Raw genomic sequence first — 17,405 nt, forward strand, 5'->3', positions numbered from 1 at the left:
CACGGCTCGGACCTCTCGGTGATCGGCAAGGCGCGCACGCGGCCCGAACTGCTCGGCAGCCTGCTGAACCCGTTCGCGCGACGAACCACCGCGCGTGTCGCTGACGAAGGTCAGATGAGCGGCCTGTCGTCCCAAGAGGCCGCGGGCCTGCTCGAATTTCTGGAGAACTGGAAGTAGAACCTCATTCGGTACTCCGAAAAAACACAACGTGAATTCATGAAGGCATTGGAGCGGGGACTACCTTTTCAGATAGGGCAACGTTTCGTGCCATGACGAAATAAGGTTCGTTGTGCTCATCGGGGTCAGAAATTGGATTGTTTGGATTCAACACGACGAATTGGCATTTATCTCGATAAAGTCGAATGGCGGGCTCGTTGGCTACGTACACATCGAGAAATAGGTAACTCGAAACGTAACCCTCAAAGTCGCGAACATTTAAGGCTGCTTCTGCGATGAGATGGTCCACAATCGATTTCCCATACCCCATGCTTTTTATCCCTGGTTTGACGGAAAGTAGGGGGATGTAACAATGCGGAAGCCCGCCCGTGTAATTTGAGTAATGCTCCTCTATTTGGAGGATACCAAAACCAACAAACTCTTTGCCCAACGGCGGATCAGAATACCCCCCAGGGCCAACGCATCTAATTGTCTCTGAATCCTTGTAGAATCTGTTTGAGGTAATCTTGATCCCACGCGGCGTTGAGCCTCTTGGCCTTGATGCTGCCACGCTTGGCATCTTGCTTCAGGAGCGAAGCGGCTACTCGTCGGACCACACCCAAGTTGGCACCAGCGTTGGTGTCGCGGGTCCGATTCTCGTCCTCTCGGAACGCGATGTCGAGGCACCAGTGCAGACCGTTCTCCACGCCCCAGTGGCCTCGAACGTAGCCACCCAACTCCTCGGCCGTCCCGCGCAGGCTCGTGAGGTAGAAGTGGCACGTGCTCGCGTTCTTCCCGTTCGCGGCCCGCTCGCGCCCGACCGCCACGACCGCGCCCACGTCCGTCCAACCCGCGGGCAACCCCTCGGGGCTCTTGATCACCGTCACGTAGCGCTCCTCGTGCCGACCGTGCCCGTCCTCGACCGACGCACGCATGTCGCACCCGGCCCACTCGGTCTCGCCCGACTTCTCGAACGCCGCCGCAACGGCCCGGTGCAACGTCTGTTGGTTCCCTTTGACCGTTACCACGTAGTCCCCGCCCTGCTCACGGATCTGCTCGACGATCGCCTTCTGGCACCCGGCCGCGTCGATCGTCACCACCGCGCCCGTGAGGTCCAACGCCTTCAACAGCACCGGGATCGTGGTGATCTCGTGGCCGTTATCGGGCACCGCCTCCTGACCCAGGATCAACCCGTTCTCGGTGGCCCACGCGCTGACCAGGTGCAGGCACCCGCTGAACGTGTCACCGGGTGCCGCCCGACACGCCTTGCCGTCGATGGCGATGGCCTTGAGCCCGGTGGCCGTATTCAGGTCCGCCATCCAGTGCCCGAAGCACGCGGCGAACACCTTGCGGTCGAGCGCCGCGAGCACCCGGTTGAAGGTGTCGTGGCTCGGGATCCCGTTCCGGAGCGCGAAGTACTGCTTGAGCCACGGTTCCCGCGCCTCGCCGAACCGCTCGATCTCCTCGAAACTGTCGGCCCCGCAGATGACCGCGCACAGGGTCACGCCGAGGATGTCCGAGAGTGCGTGCTTCTTGGTCCGGTTCACGCGCGGGTCTGGCAACGCCGCGAAGTAGCGAATGAAACCAAGTTCCTGATCCGGCATGGCGGGCCTCCGGGTTCCCACCGATCTATAGCTAAAGACCTATACCGTCAGTACTTCAAGATGCGTTGACCCTGGAATACCCCCAGATGGAGCAATCGCGGTGTATTACCAACTGTGGAATATCGTTTTGAAGAGCACGCTTGACTTGGTCAACGTAGAATGGTTCGGCAGGATAATTCCAATTCTGAATGCTACGAAATTCGTCGCTGTTCAGAGCCAATGTCACGGCAAGAAGGGGGCGTGTTGGAAGGGCGGGATTCATGAAATGCTCGTTACCTCTGGGGAGGCAAGATCCCTCCCCAGAAAATTCACGTCGTAGGGGGATTGCGGAAAAGTCGCAACTGTCGTTTATCCGATGGTTCCCACTCTGTAGGCAGCGGCACAAGCTTCTGTAACTGCTCAACAATTTCCTTTTCAGCCGCATCGTTTATTGGGACACGGGCTGCTGGAGTAACAGACCGTTGCGGACTGATCCAGTACTTCAATAGGGAGTCGATTCGGCGCACACTCCTATCCAGGTCGTTTAAACGCGCCAAACTGTGACACTCGGACTCTACCTCTCGCCCGTGTTCGACGTGCGGCCGAGCATCACCAGCTGCGCTCTTTAAGTTAGCTTTGAAACAGTGTTCTACAGCGGGGTCGAATTCCACACGGCCTCGGAACACGGCGTACACCCAATTCTCCAACGCATCAAGCCACTGTTCGCAAACAGTGGCAAGGCAGTGAATGTATTGGTCGAAATCGCTGCAGAATGTCCCTTCGTCGCTGCACTCAAGTCGCTGACTTCGTACTTCGTCGGCGAAGCGGCGCACGGCATCGATATCGTAAGTCGTCAGCATCTTCGCCTCCTTTCTCACCTACCAAGTGAGTGTTTGTAGGGTTGCTGTGGTCTACACTGAAAGAATACCAAAATGGGACGTAATCTTACAGTCCAATTGGCCGGTGTGCAAGAATAGCCGGACACAAATAACGACGTTTTGGTTCGATCTGCACACCGGCAAAAGGGAAGTTACCCTTGATGCCTGAATCGAATGTTCAAAAACACCCAACCACATTACTTTTTGAGGAGAATTTCGAGGTTTTGCTGTTGGGGCGCCAAAAACAACTACTGCAAACGCAGGGCGAAATCGCCCGCGTTACTAACCGTTGCTCCGGGCGGTACTCAGGCCAGCAGGTCTTCGACGACCTCGGCGCGCGTGACCGCGGCATCGGTCAGCGTGTCGTCGCGGCCCTCGTGCGGGAAGGTCAGCTTCGTGTGGTCCAGGCCGAGCGCGTGGAGCAGGGTGGCGTGCAACGCGGACACGCGGACGACCTTGTCTACCGACTTGTACCCGAAGTCGTCGGTCGCGCCGTGGACGTAGCCCGACTTGAACCCGCCGCCCGCCAGCCACAGCGAGAAGGCGTGTCGGTTGTGGTCGCGGCCGTCCGAGCCTTGCGAGATCGGCAGGCGCCCGAACTCGCCCGTCCACATGACGGTGGTCGAAGCCGACGGAACTGGAACCGTTCGAGCTGACCGCCGAACCGAACCAGGCCAAGAAGTTCGTGAAGTAGCGTAGCGAACGACCGCCTTGGTTCCGTCATCGTGGCGCCCGGGCGCCACGGTTACTTCGCCCCGGGGCGCTTCCCGAGATCGCTCGGCGTAACGGGACCGGGTTCCTTCGGGTGCCTACAAGTTCGACGGCGACGCCTCACGATCACGATGCAAAGGCACCGCCGAGCGCCGCCGAGTTCCAGAAGCTACCTCCCGCGGCCCACCGCTGCCCCCTACGGCTCGTCGATCTCGACCGTCCGACCCTGGCCGAACCAGTTGCGGTACTTCTTCACGATGTGCCTCGTCCCATCGGGATTTGGGGTGCGGCTTTCCATCCACTGTCGCTCCCGGCTGGCTGCTTGCAGGAATAGTCCCAGGAGAATGACTCCGGTCACGGCCATCAGTCTCCCCTCAGTCCGCGTCATCTCCGGGCGGTAGAGGCAGAGGCCAATGCCGCCCATCATCCCCGCTATGAGTATGAAGGTTTCTGGTTCCTCGAACATTACTCCGAGGACCGTCGGCCACCACTCCGGGCTACCTTTTTCCAGACCGCCCGCCGAGAGCGTGGCGAAGGCGAAGCCAATAGACCGCATTCACGATAAGGGTGGGGTGTTTGGTCCCCCTCCCCGTGAGTGCTCAGGAAGCGTTTCGGTGGTCGTGCATGCGGTTGACCAACCCGGCGATGGCTCGAACCCGTGCCGCGTGACCGGCTCGGGCGTGGCGGTTCACGTGCGCCACCGCGCGGAACCGGCGCAACCGCCCGATCGCGTGCTCGACTACGATCCGACGGCGGCTGAATGCCCGGTTGTACTTCCGATCCTCGGGTGGGCGCTCCTGCCCGCGCGGCTTGCGGCGCGGCGCCGCTCCCAACCCCGTCGGGTGCAACGCACCCATCCCGACGTAACCCAGATCACCGATCCCACCGACCCCCTTCGGGAGCCGCTTCAGCAGCCGTGACTTCTTGAGCCGCTTGATATCCGCCCACGGCCCCGGCACCGAGTCGGACACGTCTACGATCCGTCCCGAGCTCTCGTCCACGGCCACCTGGCTCTTGAGCGTGTGGGCCTTCTTCTTGCCCGAGTAGTACGCCCGCTGACGCCTCTTGGGGCGCTGGGTCCGCTGCTCGAAGCTGTCGATCACCACCGCGAGCCCCGGGGTGTCATTCAACAGGGCCGGCAACCGCTTGCGGCGCGGGGCACCCGGGTCCGGCATCCGCATCGTGTCCCGACCGGCCCGCTCCAACACCGGCACGCACCGGGTCCGCACCCGACTGGCGGTCGAGTCGGACACCCCGAACCGGAACCCGAGCACCTCGTTGGTCGGGTACTGGCGCAACCAGATGACCGTCCGCAGCAGTTGGTCCGCGGTGCTCAGATCGAAGTTGTCGCCGCCCCCGACCGCGCGTTGACGGTTGGGTCGCTCGAGCCCCTTGCGGTGCCCCGCTTCGACCGCCGGAACCAGGTCCGCGGCCAGCGCGTCGAACACCGCTACGGGCAATCCCGTCAGGTGCTCAAACACGATCGGGTGCTTCCGCAAGTGATCCAGACGCGCGATCATCGGAGTATCCACGAGGGCCAGGTTCGTACACCTACACTACGAATTCACACCTATCGTGAATGCGGTCTATTGAACAGCAGACACGCGGTACCCAGCATGAGTAGCACGCCGATGAAGATTCGCATGGCTCTCATGGCCGCGCCTCACGGATGTGGAGATCGTGCCGTCGTTTGCACCGATGGGTAGCAGCCCGCCCGCGCCAACTTTCCCCACACGACTGTTTCGGCCGTGCCTACTGTCGCCGCATTTACAGCGACAACGGACGCGGTTGCTTCGCTCGCACGTTCGACTACCGACGGCTGAGTTGGGGTTACGCGACGGCAGGTGCGAGAGCCACTTTCGGGGCGCGCCCGAACCGGAACCATCGCGGCGGGTACATGACGAGCGCCTGAACGACCAATACCAGCATGGCGAGGTGGACCGTCGTGAAGAAGATGTCCGGCTTGCCATCGATGAACAGCAGGTCGTGCATCAGCCGGCCCATGAACGTTTCGCTGACGTTGTAGGTTTGGCCCGCGAGCCCGCGGAACTGCTCTTCCCACACGGTCAGTGGGCACCGGAGGCCGCGAATTTCCTCGTATCCGACGATGGCTATCGCGGTAAGGTGCGAGAACCGGAACCACGGGTTCCGAGCCCACTGCCACCGGAACGGCGCGGCCACGATGACGGCGGCTTGGCCGAGAACCACATACGCGACGTAAGCGACGTGAACGGCGACAACGGCGTCGGCGGCAAGGCCGTACCACATAGGGCACCTCTTGTATCGTTGGGTGTTGCGTGAGCAGACGTGCTGTCTGTTGGATATGATCCCGGGCCGAAAGGATTTATTCCCGTGAATGTGCTTGCGAAGCAACGAGCACGAATCGCGGATCACGCGGATAGAACCGAAGAGCGATGGTCACTCTCCCCAGTTCTGATCCGCGTGATCTGCGTAATCTACGGTTCTTTCTGTTGCTGTTTCTGCTCACTCGGGAGAGCGGCCCATCAGGTACGACCGGAGTTCTACGAACACCTGCGTGCAGCGCTGGCGCCAGTTGCGGTCGGTGAGCAGCGCCGGGTGCGACGGGCGGAACAGGACGTGGACCGTGAGGTGGTTCTCTTTCGCCGGGTCGAGGTGGTGCAGGTGCAGTTCCACGTCGATCGGGTTGGACGCGCGGCGCAGCCCGAGCCACGACAGTGCCCCGCCGGCCGGGGCCTTCTGCCCGCCGAGCCGAACCTTAATCAGCCCCGGGACGCTTTCTACCACTTCACCGCCGGCGTCGTGAACGAACCCGCGGAGCTTCACAATAGCGATCTGCTCCGGCATCCACGCTTCCATGTGGAACGGGAGCGCGGCCTGTTCGCGCGAACCGCTGATGTGCGTCGGCGTCGCGGACGTCGCGGGCGGCGGGGTGTTGACCGCGGAGATCGGCAACCCGGGGTACGAGGACTTCGGCCCCGGGGCCTTGATACCCGAACCAGGAGTTTTGACGCCCGAACCGGGGGCCGGGATCGATACGAGGCGCGACCCGCGTGCTTCCGCTTTCACCTGTGCCCGGTTCAGGGCCGTGTCGAACCGCTCCGCGAGGGCGCGGGCGGTTTGCGGTCGGTCGTCCGGATCTTTGGCGAGCGTGTCGAAGACCAGTTCCTCGATCTCGCTCGGAACCCACCCGCTCAGTCCCAGTTCCGCGAACGTGGGGGCGTACTCGGTCGCGTGCGCGAGCAGGATGTCCATGCTGGTCGGCCCGTTGAACGGGAGCCGGCCGGTGAGCAGCTCGTACATCATCACGCCGACGCTGTACAGGTCGCCGCGGTGGTCCATTTCCTCGCCGCGCACCTGCTCCGGGCAGATGTACCCGGGCGTGCCGACGGCGAAGTCCACGTTCGTGTCGGTCACCTTGTGCGAGGTCGGTTCGCCCTCGACCAGCTTCGCGAGGCCGAAGTCCATCACCTTGATGCGCTCGCGCGGGGTGTCCGCGTCGAGGATCATGAGGTTCGCGGGCTTCAGGTCGCGGTGGATGATGCCCTCTTCGTGCGCGGCCTGGAGCACCTCGCACAGTTCGCCGATGATGCGGCCCACGCGCGGCGCGCTCATGCGCTTGTTCTTCGCGAGCAGCGATTCGAGGTTCACGCCCTTCACGTATTCCATCACGATGCACGGCCCGAGCGGGTCGTCGAGGGTCGCGTCGTAGAGCGTGACCGCACCGGGGTGCTGGAACCGGGCCATGAGAAGTGTTTCGCGCTGGAACCGGTCGCGGAACTTCGGGTCCGCCGCGATCTGCTCGTGCATTACCTTAACGACGACCTCGCGGCCCAGATCGATCTGGCGCGCGAGGTACACCTTCCCCATGCCGCCCTCGCCGAGCTGCCTCCTGGTCTCGTAACGACCCATGAATACGCGGCCGATCATTGATTACGCTCGCTCGACGTCCCAACCGGGACGGGGTGTGGCGTCCAACTCTAGGTCGCGAACTCGCCCCAGGCCAACGCAGTTGTCACATCTGCGTCGGCAGTCGATTCAGGCGTGAACGGAAGTTAAGGGGCTGCGAGAAAAATTGAGGGCGCGATGTGAATTCTGGCACGCACACCCCACGATTCGCGGAGGATCACCGAATGCGCGGGGTTCGTCCCAGGTTGTTTCGCTCGGCGCTGGTTCGCGGTACACTGACCGCACCTGCCTCGACTCTCCCTCGCTCTCGGAGCCTTCCCAGCATGCCTCGACTCATTTCCCTGGCCGCACTGATCGCGTTCGCCGGGCCGGTGTTCGCCCAGCCGAAGGGCGGTGGGCCGCTCCCGCCCGAAAAGGCACTCGCCGCGCTCAAGGTCGCGGACGGGTTCCAGGTGGAACTGTTCGCCGCGGAACCGATGCTGATTAACCCCACGAGCATCGACGTCGACCACAAGGGGCGTGTGTGGGTCGCGGAGGCGGTCAACTACCGGCGGAAGAACTTCGGCCGCCCGATCATCCGTAAGGAGGGCGACCGGATCGTCGTGCTGGTTGATGCGAAGGGGGAGGGGAAGGCGACCGAGGCGAAGACGTTCTACCAGGGCGAGGAGCTGTACGGCCCGCTCGGTGTGTGCGCGGCGCCTTACGGCGACGGTAAGGGGCAGCGCGTGTTCGTGTGCCAGTCGCCCGACATCCTTGTGTTCGAGGACAAGGACGGTGACCTGAAGGCCGACGGTCCGCCGAAGAAGTTCCTTACTGGCTTCGGCGGGTTTGACCACGACCACGGCGTTCACGGGCTGAACATCGGGCCGGACGGCAAGTTGTACTTCACCGTCGGCGACGGCGGCCTGACCGGGCTTCAGTCGAGCGACGGGAAGGGCAAGAAATGGGTGACCAACACCACCGATTGCCAGAAGGGGACCGTGTGGCGCTGCGATGCGGACGGCACCAACCTGGAACTGATCGCGCACAACTTCCGCAACAACTACGAGTGCTGCGTCAACAGCTTCGGTGAAGTGTGGCTCTCGGACAATGACGACGACGGCAATCAGCAAACTCGCATCTGCTTCGTGATGCCCGGAGGTAACTACGGCTACGGCCCGCGCGGTCCCGGTCAGTCGCACTGGCACGAGGAGCAACCCGGGATCGTTCACAAGACGCTGCGAACGGGGCAGGGCAGTCCGACCGGGATCACGTTCTACGAAGGCGCGCTGTTTCCCAAGAAGTACCAGGGCGCACTGCTGCATTGCGACTGCGCGCCGGCGGAGGTCCGCTGGTTCTTCCCGAAGCCGAAGGGCGCGGGGTACGAACTCGACAAGGAACTGCTCTTAACGAGCAGCGATCCGTGGTTCCGGCCGTCAGACGTGTGCGTCGCCCCGGACGGTAGCATCTTCGTGGCCGACTGGTACGACCGCGGTGTCGGCGGGCACGGCATGGGCGATCCCACCGACGGCCGCATCTACCGCATCACCCCGAAGGGTCACAAGGGGTACAAGGTGCCGGAGTGGAATCACGATGCGGAGGGCGTGCTCGTGGCGCTCGGCTCACCGAACCTCGCGGCACGTGCGGGAGCGGTTGGTACTCTCAAACGCTGGGATCAAGGCTATGCGTTTGACGTACTCCTGCCACTTGTCGCTCGGAAACCCGACCCCACTCAGCGGCTTTTACTCGCCCGCGTTCAGTGGGTTCTGTTCCAACGCCAGATGGAAGTTACCCCGGAACGATTGGGAGCGTTCAGCCGCGTGTTGGTCGGTGGCCCTGATACACAGGCGTTGATGGCGCGGGCGTTCGATGGCGCAGTAGGCGGTGGGCCATTCTCCCTGGCAGCGGTTCGCATTGGTAAGGCGGGCGAACCGGAAAAGTGGCAAACGACCGGTCTGACAGAGGAATTGATCCGCCTCGTGCTCGGGCTCGATCCGAAATCTTCGCGGAACGTGCCCTACGAGCGCGAACTGTTGTTACTCGCGCGGAAAGCAAACGCTGGCCCGGATTTGAACATCCTGTTTTACGCTCTCGCTAAATCCTACGACGGCCAGGATCACTTCTACCGCGCCGCCCTCAACATCGCGTGCGGGACCGATCCGAAGCGGCGCGACGCGATCCTCGTGGACTTTGACAAGCATTTCCCGGAGTGGAACGATAAGGTCGCGGACCTCGTGTGGGAACTGCGGCCGAAGTCCGTGCTCCCGCGGCTCGGCAAGCTGCTCACTGACCCCAAACTGACCGCGGCGCAGAAGGCCCGCGTGGTCGACATTCTCGCCACGAGCGACGAACTCGCGGCCGGCGTCACGATGCTGGACGTGCTGAAGGGCGACGCGGCCCCGGAAATGAAGGCCCGTGCCATTGAGAGTCTGAAACTCTTCCTGCCGACAAAGTGGAAGACGCTGCAAAGCGGCAAGGAACTCGCTTCGGCACTCGACACGCTGTTCGCCAACGAGAAGACGGTCGCCACGGGGCTTCAGCTCGTTGCCGCTGCGAACGCAGTGAGTCGCGTCGACGCAGTAGCCGTGATCGCGAAGAACAAGGACGCCGCACTCGACCTACGCAAAGAAGCGGTTCGCACGCTCGGCAAACTACCCGACGACAAGAGCGTGTCCGCGCTCGTCGAGGTCGGCAGCCCAGAGAACCCGCTCTCGGTCGCGTGCATTCAGGCGCTTGGTGACTTGCTCCCGAAGGGCCAGAAGTCGCCGAAGTACGCGACGGTTGCTCTCGATTCGCTCGTGCGCGGCATCAACGCCGGTGACCGCGGCACGCCCGAACTCAAGTCTGCGTGCCTGACGACGCTAGCCGGCAACCGCGCCGGCACGACGTGGCTGCTCGACGCACACGCGAAGGGCGATCTCCCGAAGGAACTGCTCACCGAAGCCGGGCGCCTGCTGCGAAACTCGCCCTACGCGGACCTCGCGAACCGCGCAAAACTCGCGTTCCCGGCGCCGGGCAAGTTGAACCCCAAGAACCTCCCCGCGGTCGCGGAACTGGCCCGGCGCGGCGGTGATGTGGCGCGCGGGAAGGCCGTGTGGACCGCGAGTCTCACCGGGGCGGCCCAGTGCGCGAAGTGTCACATGGTGCGCGGAACCGGCGGGCAGGTTGGCCCGGACCTGTCGATGATCGGCAAGAAGATCAGTCGCGAGAACCTGTACGAGTCGCTGCTCACACCGTCGAAGGCGATCGCGGACCAGTACATTCAGCACTCCGTGACCACCACCGCGGATGTCACCGTGAGCGGACTGCTCGTTTCGGACACGCCCACCGCGATCACCCTGCGCGACGCGAACGGCAAGGATACGACCGTTCTTAAAAAGGACATTGAGGGCCAAGTCCGCAAGCTGAAGACCTCCATCATGCCCGAGGACATCATCGCGGCACTGAACGAAGAGGAACTGGTTGACCTCGTCGCGTACCTCGAAACGCTGAAGACCGCGGCGCTCACGCCGGACAGCTTCCGGATCGTCGGGCCGTTCCCGGCGTAGGGCATGGACGAGGCACTCGATACGGAGTACGGTCCGGAGAAGGGCGCGTTCGACCCGAAGGCCACGTTCCGGCTGCAACTCCCGAAGACGATCGGCGAGTCCGTCATCGGCGAGTGGAAGACCATTCGCCCGGACGGGAAGGGGTACTTCGATCTCGCGGCATACCACGGCAACGGCTCAACCAATTCGGCCTCGTATATGCACGTGGAGATCGAATCGCCGAGCGACCAGTCGGCGGAGATCCTGCTCGGGCCGGACGACGGCGCGCGAGTTTGGGTGAACGGCAAGGACGTATTCGTTTCGCGCGAATCAAAGGCCGCGGCGCCGGAAGCGCAAAAGGTGCCCGTGAAGCTCATCAAGGGCAAGAACACCGTGCTGCTCAAGATCGCGAATGGCAACAACCCGCACGGGTTCTATTTCAGCCTCACCTCGGCGGACGAAACGAAGGTCGCGCCGAAACCGTGACGCCAATTTTGGGTTTCGTACCACGGACCGGTGGGTCCGTGGTACGGTTCCATGTGCTCAATCACCTCTGAGGTTCATCATGCGCTGCGCCGCATACAGTCTCGCTGCCATTGTTGTGCTCGCCGGAGGCACCCGTGCTGAGGACAAGCCCGTCGTGGTAAAGCTCATCAAGTTCTCCGCACCGGCACCGGCCGACTGGAAGAGTGAAAAGCCGTCGAATCGGCTCCGCACGTACCAGTTCAAGCTGCCGGGCGCGAAGGACCACCCGGAGGCCGAACTGAGCATCATGAACGAGAGCCTGCCGGGGACGGACAAGAACTTCCCCAAGTGGAAGGCGACGTTCGTGCCGCCCGAGGGCAAGACGGTCGACGACATCAGCAAGACCGCGAAGTGGGAGGTGCCCGGCGCGACCGTGAACGTGCTCGACGTGACCGGGACGTGGAAGTACAAGGAGCGCCCGCTGGACAAGAAGGAGACGCTACTCGAAGACTGGCGCGTGATCTGGGTGATCGTGGAGGAGAAGGATACGGACGGTACTACGCTCGCGCACCACATCCGCCTCAGCGGGCCGTCGGTGACCGTGGCCGAACACGCGAAGGCGCTGGAGAAGTGGGTGAAGTCGCTGCGCTAGGCGGAGCGATTTGTTGAATGTAGTCCGCGAGCGGTTGGCTTCCGGAGTTAGAGCGACATGTCTTGTCGCAGAACGGGAACCGCTCGCGGACTACACTAAAACCGCGTCACAGGATGAACTTGCTCAGGTCTTCGCGCTGGACCACCGGGCCGAGCTTGTCGCGGACGAACTTGCCGTCGATCACCACGCGCTTGTCGGCCAAGTCCGGGCCGTTGAAACTCACTTCCTCCACCACCTTCTCGATGACCGTGTGGAGCCGGCGTGCGCCGATGTTCTGGTTCGAGCGGTTCACATCAAACGCGATGTCCGCCAGTGCTTCCAGTCCGTCGCGTGTGAATTCCAGGTCCACGCCCTCGGTCTTGAGCAATTCTGCGTACTGCTTCGGGAGTGCGTGTTTCGGTTCTGTGAGCACGCGGAGGAAGTCCGGTTTCGTGAGGTCGGTGAGTTCCACGCGGATCGGGAACCGACCCTGGAGTTCAGGCATCAGGTCCGCGGGCTTCGACACGTGAAACGCCCCGGCCGCGATGAACAGAATGTGGTCCGTGCGCACCGGGCCGTGCTTCGTGTTCACGGTAGTGCCCTCGACTACGGGGAGCAGGTCGCGCTGCACGCCCTGGCGCGACACGTCCGGCCCGTGGCCCGCTCCCGGGGCGCACACCTTGTCGATTTCGTCGAGGAACACGATGCCGTGGTTCTCGACGCGGTCCACTGCTTGTTCGACCACCGCGGCGCGGTCGATGAGCGACTCGGTTTCCTGTTCGAGCAGCACCTTGCGGGCGTCCTTCACCGGGAGCTGGCGCGGCTGCGTGTTCTTCGGCATCATCTTGTCGAACATGCCCTGCAGGTCGACGTCCATGTTCTCCATGCCGAGGTTGGAGAAGATCTGCACCGGCGTGGCCTTCTGCTCGACGGTCAGTTCCACCACGCGGTCTTCGAGTTCGCCCGCTTCGAGTTTCGCCTTCATCTTGTCGCGGGTGCGCTGCCGGCGCTCCAGTTCCTCTTTCTCCTGCTCCGGTTCCCACGGGGTGTTCTTCGGCATCGGCACGAGCAGGTCGAGCAGGCGCTCGGTGACCTTCTCCTGCGCCTTCTCGCGCACGGTGACTCGCATTTCCTGGCGCACGAGCCCGATCGCGGCCTCGGTCAGGTCGCGGATGATGCTCTCCACGTCGCGCCCAACATAGCCGACCTCGGTGAACTTGGTCGCCTCGACCTTGATGAAAGGCGCGCCCACGAGCGACGCGAGGCGCCGGGCGATCTCGGTTTTGCCCACACCGGTCGGCCCGATGAGGATGATGTTTTTGGGCGTCACGTCGGCCCGCAACTCGGCCGGGAGTTGCTGCCGGCGCCAACGGTTGCGGATCGCCACCGCGACCGCCTTCTTCGCGGCCGCCTGCCCGACGATATACTTGTCCAGCTCGGCCACGATCTGCTTCGGGGTCATTGAATCAGCCATGCCGTTCCTTCCGAAAGCAAGAAGCAAAACGCGCCGCGGATGAACGCAGATAAACGCGGATTCAAGACGCAGATCACGTTGAATTCACTCTTCTTTTCTGATCTGCGCTGATCCGCGTTCATCCGCGGCTGTCGTCGCTGCTTAGCTCTTAATTGAGTTCCTGTACGTCGATGTTCCGGTTCGTGTAGATGCACAAGTCACCGGCGATCTCCAGTCCGGCCCGCACCACTTCGGCGGGCTTGAGCTGCGTGTGCGCCATCAGCGCCCGGGCCGCGGCCAGTGCGTAGGGGCCGCCGGACCCGATCGCCAGGACGTTGTCGGTCGGGGCGATCACGTCGCCGGTGCCGCTCACGAGTAACAGGTGCTCGCGGTCGAGGACCACGAGCATCGCCTCCAACCGGCGTAGCACGCGGTCCGTGCGCCATTCCTTCGCCAGTTCGGTCGCGGCCTTGGGCACCGAGCCCTGGAAATCGCGGAGTTTTTGCTCGAACCGGTCGAGCAGACTGAAAGCGTCCGCGGCGGCGCCCGCGAACCCGGCGAGCACCTGGCCGTCGTGCAATTTGCGGACCTTGCGGGCGTCGGCCTTCATGACGATGTTGCCGAGCGTAACTTGCCCGTCGCCGCCGATCGCGGCCCCGTTGGAAGTTCTGACCGCCAAAATAGTTGTAGCGCGAATTCGGGACACGTTAAGATTGCTCCGGGGGCGGCGAATACAACTCAGACCCACACAAACGAGGGGACGGCAACGGGCCTCATCCTCGCGGGGCGTTCAGGATATGATACGGGCCGCGAAACCCGGGGCGATTTGCCACCGCACGCGGCCCGCGATGAGATAGAATGCGACAGGCTCTTGAGGAGTCGTTCGACCGTCGCGAACTTGAGGGGCTCCGATGATTCAGCTTTTCGGCGGTCTCGGACCCGTTTTTGCCGTGCTGGTAGGCGGGTTGCTGACGCTTCCCGTATCGGAGCAGCCCAAGAAGAAGGAGCCGGTCAAGAAGCCCGGCGCGCTGCACGTGTACGACGGCGGATCGCTGTTTACCAACGGCGCCATCGACAGGGCGAAGGCCGCGATGGGTAAAACGGTCTTCGAGCGCGAAACGGCCCTGACGGTTGAAACGTTCGCGACGATCCCGAAAGACAAAACGCACCCAGAAAAGGGCGAAGAGGCCAAATTCTTCACGAACTGGGCGAAGTCCGAAGCGGCACTGGATAAGGCGAAGGGCGTCTATGTTCTCGTGTGCCGCAGCCCGGGGTACGTGACGGTTCTCGTGGACAAGGCCACGCGCGACCGCGGGTTCAGCAACGAGAACGAACAGAAGCTCCGCGACATCCTGCTTGCGTCGTTCAAAGAAGCGGGCCAAGCGAAGAAGGACGGGAAGTCCGACGAGGAGCAGTTCAAGATCCGAGACAAGGCCCTTTCGGGCGCGGCCGATTACGTGTCGAGCGTCCTGAAGGGAACGGTCAAGTAAGTAGAATGTGATACGGAGCTTGTGGCTGGTCGCTTGCCATGCACCGCCCCGCTACCACAAGGAGACGCAATGAACAGGTTGACGACGAGTTTGGCGACAGCGGCCGCGCTGGTCGGCGGGCTGCTCACGACCCCGACCCCAGCGCTCGCCTCGAAGACGGCGCCGAAAGCGGGCACGCTGCACGTGTACGACGGCGGCTCGTTGTTCACGAGCAGCGGGATCGACAAAGCAAAATCCCGAATGGGTAACACCCAATTCGATCACGGGCTGATGGTCACCATTGACACGCACTCGACCCTTCCCGCGGGCAAAACACTGCCGGAGGAAAAGGGCGAAAAGGCTAAATTCTATCGGAAATGGGCCGAAGAACTAGCAACGGGCGACAAGGCCAAGGGAATTTACGTCCTCGTGTGCCGTAGCCCCGGTCACGTCGAGGTGATCGCGGACAAGACGACCCGCGACCGCGGGTTCTCCAACGACAATGAGCAGAAGCTCCGCGACCTCTTCCTGAACTCGTTCCGCGGGGCCAAGGACAAGCCCGAGACGGAGCAGTTCAAGCTCCGCGATGAGGCGCTGCTGTCGGCGGTCGATTACGTCATCAGCGACCTGAAGGATACCGTCGTGGCCGGGGCGACCGGGACCACGACCACAAATCATCAAACTACAAAGAAGGCCGGTATGAGCATCGGGGGCTGGATCTGCTTGGGTCTGTGCGTTCTGCTCTGTATCTGGCTGGTCGTGGGCCTGATTCGCGCGCTCACCGGTGGTGGCGGCGGATACGGCGGGGGGTACGGTGGCGGTTACGGCGGTGGGGGCGGCGGGTTTGGGACCGCGCTGTTCGGTGGGTTGTTCGGCGCGATGGCCGGGATGTACCTCTACGACAGCATGTTCGGTACGCACTACAGCCACGGCAGCGACGCCTACGCGAACGACGGTTACTCGAACAACGACACCAGCGGTAACGACACCGCGGCCGGCGACGGCGACTTCAGTGGCGACGCGGGTGCCGGTGGCGACTACGATGGTGGCGGGGATTACAGTGGTGGCGGTGGCGATTACGGCGGCGGTGGTGGCGATTACGGTGGGGGCGGTGACTACGGCGGCGGTGGAGATTTCGGTGGCGGTGGCGGCGACTTTGGTGGTGGTGACTTCTAACCCCGCCCGCTGGTAACGACTAACTGCGAAAGCCCCGGTCACCTGACCGGGGCTTTCTTCTTTGTGTGCCCCCATTACGATAACCGCATGGCACACGATCCGACCTGCCCCTTTTGCCAGAAGCTCGCCGACCCGAAGGGCTGGCCGGAAGGCGAAATCGTCTGGCAGTTTCCCAATTCTGTTGCGCTCCTCGGGCCGTGGCAGCACTACACCGGCTACTGCGTCCTTGTCGCGCGCGAGCACGCGAGCGAACTCAGTCAGCTCGGTCCGAAGCGAACCGCGTTTCTCGACGAAATGGCCCGGCTCGCCGAGGCGATCGAAGCCTGCTTTCGCCCGCATAAGCTGAATTACGAACTGCTCGGAAACCAGGTGCCGCACTTACACTGGCACATCTTCCCGCGCGACACCAACGACCCCGAGCGCCTGCGGCCGGTGTGGTTCGCGCTCGCCGGGGCCGACACCAGCGCGGACGAAAAACAGCGCCTGGAAACGGGCACCGTGCCGCGCGCCGAGGCGGTCGCCCGGCTCCGCGCCTGGCTCACGACCAACGGAGCGCCGCGCGCATGAGTACCGCCCCCCTTCGACTCGGCACGCGCGGCAGCCCGCTCGCGCTCTGGCAGGCCAACTACATTGCCGACAAACTGCGACCCGTTGCGGCGCCGCGTGCGGTCGAGTTGGTGCTGATCGAGACGCACGGCGACCGCGATCAGGCGTCCGCGCTCTCCGCGATGGGCGGGTTCGGGGTGTTCACGAAGGCCATTCAGAACGCGCTGCTCGACGGGCGCGCGGACGTGGCGGTTCACAGCCTCAAAGACCTCCCCACGATCCCCGAACCGCAGCTCGAACTAGTCGCGGTGCCGGCACGCGGACCGACCGGGGACGCCTTCGTTTCGCGGAAGCACAAGCGGTTCGACGACCTGCCGCGCGGCGCGACCGTGGGCACGAGCAGTTTGCGGCGCCGGGCTCAGGTGCTGAACCGGCGCCCGGACCTGAACCTGCTCGACCTGCGCGGGAATGTCGACACGCGGTTGCGGAAACTCGACGAGCAGAACCTCGACGCGATCATCCTCGCCGAAGCGGGGCTCGTGCGGCTCGGGCTGGCGGACCGGATCACCGAGATCCTCGACGCGGGCTGGATGCTGCCGGCGGTGGGGCAGGGGGCCATCGGGCTGGAGTGCCGCTCCGACGACGCCGAAACGAAGTCTCTTGTCACGCAGTTGCGCTGCCCGGACACGTTCGCCCGGGTGCAGGCCGAGCGCGCGATGCTCTACGCGCTCGGGGGCGGGTGCCTCGTGCCCATCGGGACCACGTCGAAGGTGCTCGACGGCGTGCTAACGGTCCGCGGGTCCGTGCTCTCGACCGACGGGAAGCGCCGGATCGTGGCGACGCACTCCGGACTGGCGAGCGCCCCGCTCGCGCTCGGTCAGGAACTCGCCGCGATGCTACTGGCCGAGGGCGCGAACGAGGTTCTGTAGGGAATTGCTCGGGC

General features: G+C 63.4%; 18 protein-coding genes. 8 read left to right on the top strand and 10 right to left on the bottom strand.

The features are described 5' to 3' along the window. Positions 1-18 precede the first annotated feature (18 nt). Complete coding sequence (locus tag VT84_RS38545; protein WP_157469515.1) at positions 19-177, top strand: hypothetical protein; 159 nt, start codon at positions 19-21, stop codon at positions 175-177. 37 nt (positions 178-214) lie between these two features. Here the strand turns inward: VT84_RS38545 and VT84_RS42265 are convergent, their stop codons facing one another. The 8 genes from VT84_RS42265 to VT84_RS15275 form a co-directional block, all read right to left on the bottom strand. Then, positions 215-736 carry a GNAT family N-acetyltransferase gene (locus VT84_RS42265; protein ID WP_082840151.1) on the bottom strand — a complete coding sequence of 174 codons (522 nt, stop codon included), beginning with the start codon at positions 734-736 and terminating at the stop codon, positions 215-217. Continuing rightward, positions 642-1,760 carry an ISAs1 family transposase gene (locus VT84_RS15240; protein ID WP_082840152.1) on the bottom strand — a complete coding sequence of 373 codons (1,119 nt, stop codon included), beginning with the start codon at positions 1,758-1,760 and terminating at the stop codon, positions 642-644. Before VT84_RS15240 ends, VT84_RS42265 begins: the two co-directional genes overlap by 95 nt. A gap of 308 nt (positions 1,761-2,068) precedes the next feature. Beyond that, positions 2,069-2,599: a hypothetical protein gene (locus VT84_RS15250; protein ID WP_052557619.1), complete on the bottom strand. Its 531-nt coding sequence runs from the start codon at positions 2,597-2,599 to the stop codon at positions 2,069-2,071. A 323-nt stretch (positions 2,600-2,922) separates the two neighbouring features. Next, positions 2,923-3,231 carry a DUF1501 domain-containing protein gene (locus tag VT84_RS15255; RefSeq protein ID WP_052557618.1) on the bottom strand — a complete coding sequence of 103 codons (309 nt, stop codon included), beginning with the start codon at positions 3,229-3,231 and terminating at the stop codon, positions 2,923-2,925. Between the two features lie 293 nt (positions 3,232-3,524). Beyond that, positions 3,525-3,884, bottom strand: a complete 360-nt coding sequence (locus VT84_RS15260) for a hypothetical protein (RefSeq protein WP_082840154.1) — start codon at positions 3,882-3,884, stop codon at positions 3,525-3,527. A gap of 43 nt (positions 3,885-3,927) precedes the next feature. After that, a complete protein-coding gene (locus tag VT84_RS15265) occupies positions 3,928-4,848 on the bottom strand; it encodes a transposase family protein (RefSeq protein WP_082839812.1) in 921 nt (306 codons plus the stop codon). Between the two features lie 310 nt (positions 4,849-5,158). Then, positions 5,159-5,596 (bottom strand): DUF2784 family protein, encoded by a 438-nt coding sequence (locus VT84_RS15270; protein WP_052557614.1) that lies wholly within the window; start codon positions 5,594-5,596, stop codon positions 5,159-5,161. A gap of 216 nt (positions 5,597-5,812) precedes the next feature. Beyond that, the gene (locus VT84_RS15275) at positions 5,813-7,237 is read right to left on the bottom strand and encodes a serine/threonine protein kinase (protein WP_082840155.1); all 1,425 of its coding nucleotides are present in this window, start codon (positions 7,235-7,237) and stop codon (positions 5,813-5,815) included. 302 nt (positions 7,238-7,539) lie between these two features. Between VT84_RS15275 and VT84_RS15280 the strand changes: the two genes are divergently transcribed. The 3 genes from VT84_RS15280 to VT84_RS15290 all read left to right on the top strand — a co-directional run bounded on the left by VT84_RS15280 (position 7,540) and on the right by VT84_RS15290 (position 11,839). Then, positions 7,540-10,743, top strand: coding sequence for a PVC-type heme-binding CxxCH protein (locus VT84_RS15280; RefSeq protein WP_162271718.1), 3,204 nt, complete (start codon positions 7,540-7,542; stop codon positions 10,741-10,743). Positions 10,744-10,746: 3 nt separating this feature from the next. Further along, on the top strand, positions 10,747-11,208 hold the full coding sequence (locus tag VT84_RS15285) for a hypothetical protein (RefSeq protein WP_082840157.1): 462 nt from the start codon (positions 10,747-10,749) through the stop codon (positions 11,206-11,208). A 79-nt stretch (positions 11,209-11,287) separates the two neighbouring features. Then, positions 11,288-11,839: a hypothetical protein gene (locus VT84_RS15290; RefSeq protein WP_082840158.1), complete on the top strand. Its 552-nt coding sequence runs from the start codon at positions 11,288-11,290 to the stop codon at positions 11,837-11,839. Between the two features lie 106 nt (positions 11,840-11,945). Here the strand turns inward: VT84_RS15290 and hslU are convergent, their stop codons facing one another. Both hslU and hslV read right to left on the bottom strand, forming a co-directional pair. Beyond that, complete coding sequence (gene hslU / locus VT84_RS15295; RefSeq protein WP_082840159.1) at positions 11,946-13,292, bottom strand: ATP-dependent protease ATPase subunit HslU; 1,347 nt, start codon at positions 13,290-13,292, stop codon at positions 11,946-11,948. 148 nt (positions 13,293-13,440) lie between these two features. Further along, a complete protein-coding gene (gene hslV / locus VT84_RS15300; protein WP_082840160.1) occupies positions 13,441-13,977 on the bottom strand; it encodes an ATP-dependent protease subunit HslV in 537 nt (178 codons plus the stop codon). Between the two features lie 205 nt (positions 13,978-14,182). Between hslV and VT84_RS15305 the strand changes: the two genes are divergently transcribed. From VT84_RS15305 to hemC, 4 genes are all read left to right on the top strand, one after another. After that, complete coding sequence (locus VT84_RS15305) at positions 14,183-14,761, top strand: hypothetical protein (RefSeq protein WP_082840161.1); 579 nt, start codon at positions 14,183-14,185, stop codon at positions 14,759-14,761. A 69-nt stretch (positions 14,762-14,830) separates the two neighbouring features. Beyond that, on the top strand, positions 14,831-15,916 hold the full coding sequence (locus VT84_RS38550) for a hypothetical protein (RefSeq protein ID WP_157469516.1): 1,086 nt from the start codon (positions 14,831-14,833) through the stop codon (positions 15,914-15,916). Positions 15,917-16,003: 87 nt separating this feature from the next. Further along, positions 16,004-16,483, top strand: a complete 480-nt coding sequence (locus VT84_RS15315; RefSeq protein ID WP_082840162.1) for an HIT family protein — start codon at positions 16,004-16,006, stop codon at positions 16,481-16,483. Next, the gene (hemC, locus tag VT84_RS15320; protein WP_082840163.1) at positions 16,480-17,391 is read left to right on the top strand and encodes a hydroxymethylbilane synthase; all 912 of its coding nucleotides are present in this window, start codon (positions 16,480-16,482) and stop codon (positions 17,389-17,391) included. Before VT84_RS15315 ends, hemC begins: the two co-directional genes overlap by 4 nt. The last annotated feature ends 14 nt before the right edge of the window (positions 17,392-17,405 follow it).

Origin of the sequence: Gemmata sp. SH-PL17 (assembly GCF_001610855.1) — a bacterium.
GTDB classification, from domain to species: Bacteria; Planctomycetota; Planctomycetia; order Gemmatales; family Gemmataceae; genus Gemmata; species Gemmata massiliana.

What these genes read in the sequence shown, in the direction of transcription:
- VT84_RS42265 (WP_082840151.1), bottom strand. Translation starts at nt 736, where the DNA reads ATGCCAAGCGTGGCAGCATCAAGGCCAAGAGGCTCAACGCCGCGTGGG.
- VT84_RS15240 (WP_082840152.1), bottom strand. Translation starts at nt 1,760, where the DNA reads ATGCCGGATCAGGAACTTGGTTTCATTCGCTACTTCGCGGCGTTGCCA.
- VT84_RS15250 (WP_052557619.1), bottom strand. Translation starts at nt 2,599, where the DNA reads ATGCTGACGACTTACGATATCGATGCCGTGCGCCGCTTCGCCGACGAA.
- VT84_RS15255 (WP_052557618.1), bottom strand. Translation starts at nt 3,231, where the DNA reads ATGTGGACGGGCGAGTTCGGGCGCCTGCCGATCTCGCAAGGCTCGGAC.
- VT84_RS15260 (WP_082840154.1), bottom strand. Translation starts at nt 3,884, where the DNA reads ATGCGGTCTATTGGCTTCGCCTTCGCCACGCTCTCGGCGGGCGGTCTG.
- VT84_RS15265 (WP_082839812.1), bottom strand. Translation starts at nt 4,848, where the DNA reads ATGATCGCGCGTCTGGATCACTTGCGGAAGCACCCGATCGTGTTTGAG.
- VT84_RS15270 (WP_052557614.1), bottom strand. Translation starts at nt 5,596, where the DNA reads ATGTGGTACGGCCTTGCCGCCGACGCCGTTGTCGCCGTTCACGTCGCT.
- VT84_RS15275 (WP_082840155.1), bottom strand. Translation starts at nt 7,237, where the DNA reads ATGATCGGCCGCGTATTCATGGGTCGTTACGAGACCAGGAGGCAGCTC.
- VT84_RS15280 (WP_162271718.1), top strand. Translation starts at nt 7,540, where the DNA reads ATGCCTCGACTCATTTCCCTGGCCGCACTGATCGCGTTCGCCGGGCCG.
- VT84_RS15285 (WP_082840157.1), top strand. Translation starts at nt 10,747, where the DNA reads ATGGACGAGGCACTCGATACGGAGTACGGTCCGGAGAAGGGCGCGTTC.
- VT84_RS15290 (WP_082840158.1), top strand. Translation starts at nt 11,288, where the DNA reads ATGCGCTGCGCCGCATACAGTCTCGCTGCCATTGTTGTGCTCGCCGGA.
- hslU (WP_082840159.1), bottom strand. Translation starts at nt 13,292, where the DNA reads ATGGCTGATTCAATGACCCCGAAGCAGATCGTGGCCGAGCTGGACAAG.
- VT84_RS15305 (WP_082840161.1), top strand. Translation starts at nt 14,183, where the DNA reads ATGATTCAGCTTTTCGGCGGTCTCGGACCCGTTTTTGCCGTGCTGGTA.
- VT84_RS38550 (WP_157469516.1), top strand. Translation starts at nt 14,831, where the DNA reads ATGAACAGGTTGACGACGAGTTTGGCGACAGCGGCCGCGCTGGTCGGC.
- VT84_RS15315 (WP_082840162.1), top strand. Translation starts at nt 16,004, where the DNA reads ATGGCACACGATCCGACCTGCCCCTTTTGCCAGAAGCTCGCCGACCCG.
- hemC (WP_082840163.1), top strand. Translation starts at nt 16,480, where the DNA reads ATGAGTACCGCCCCCCTTCGACTCGGCACGCGCGGCAGCCCGCTCGCG.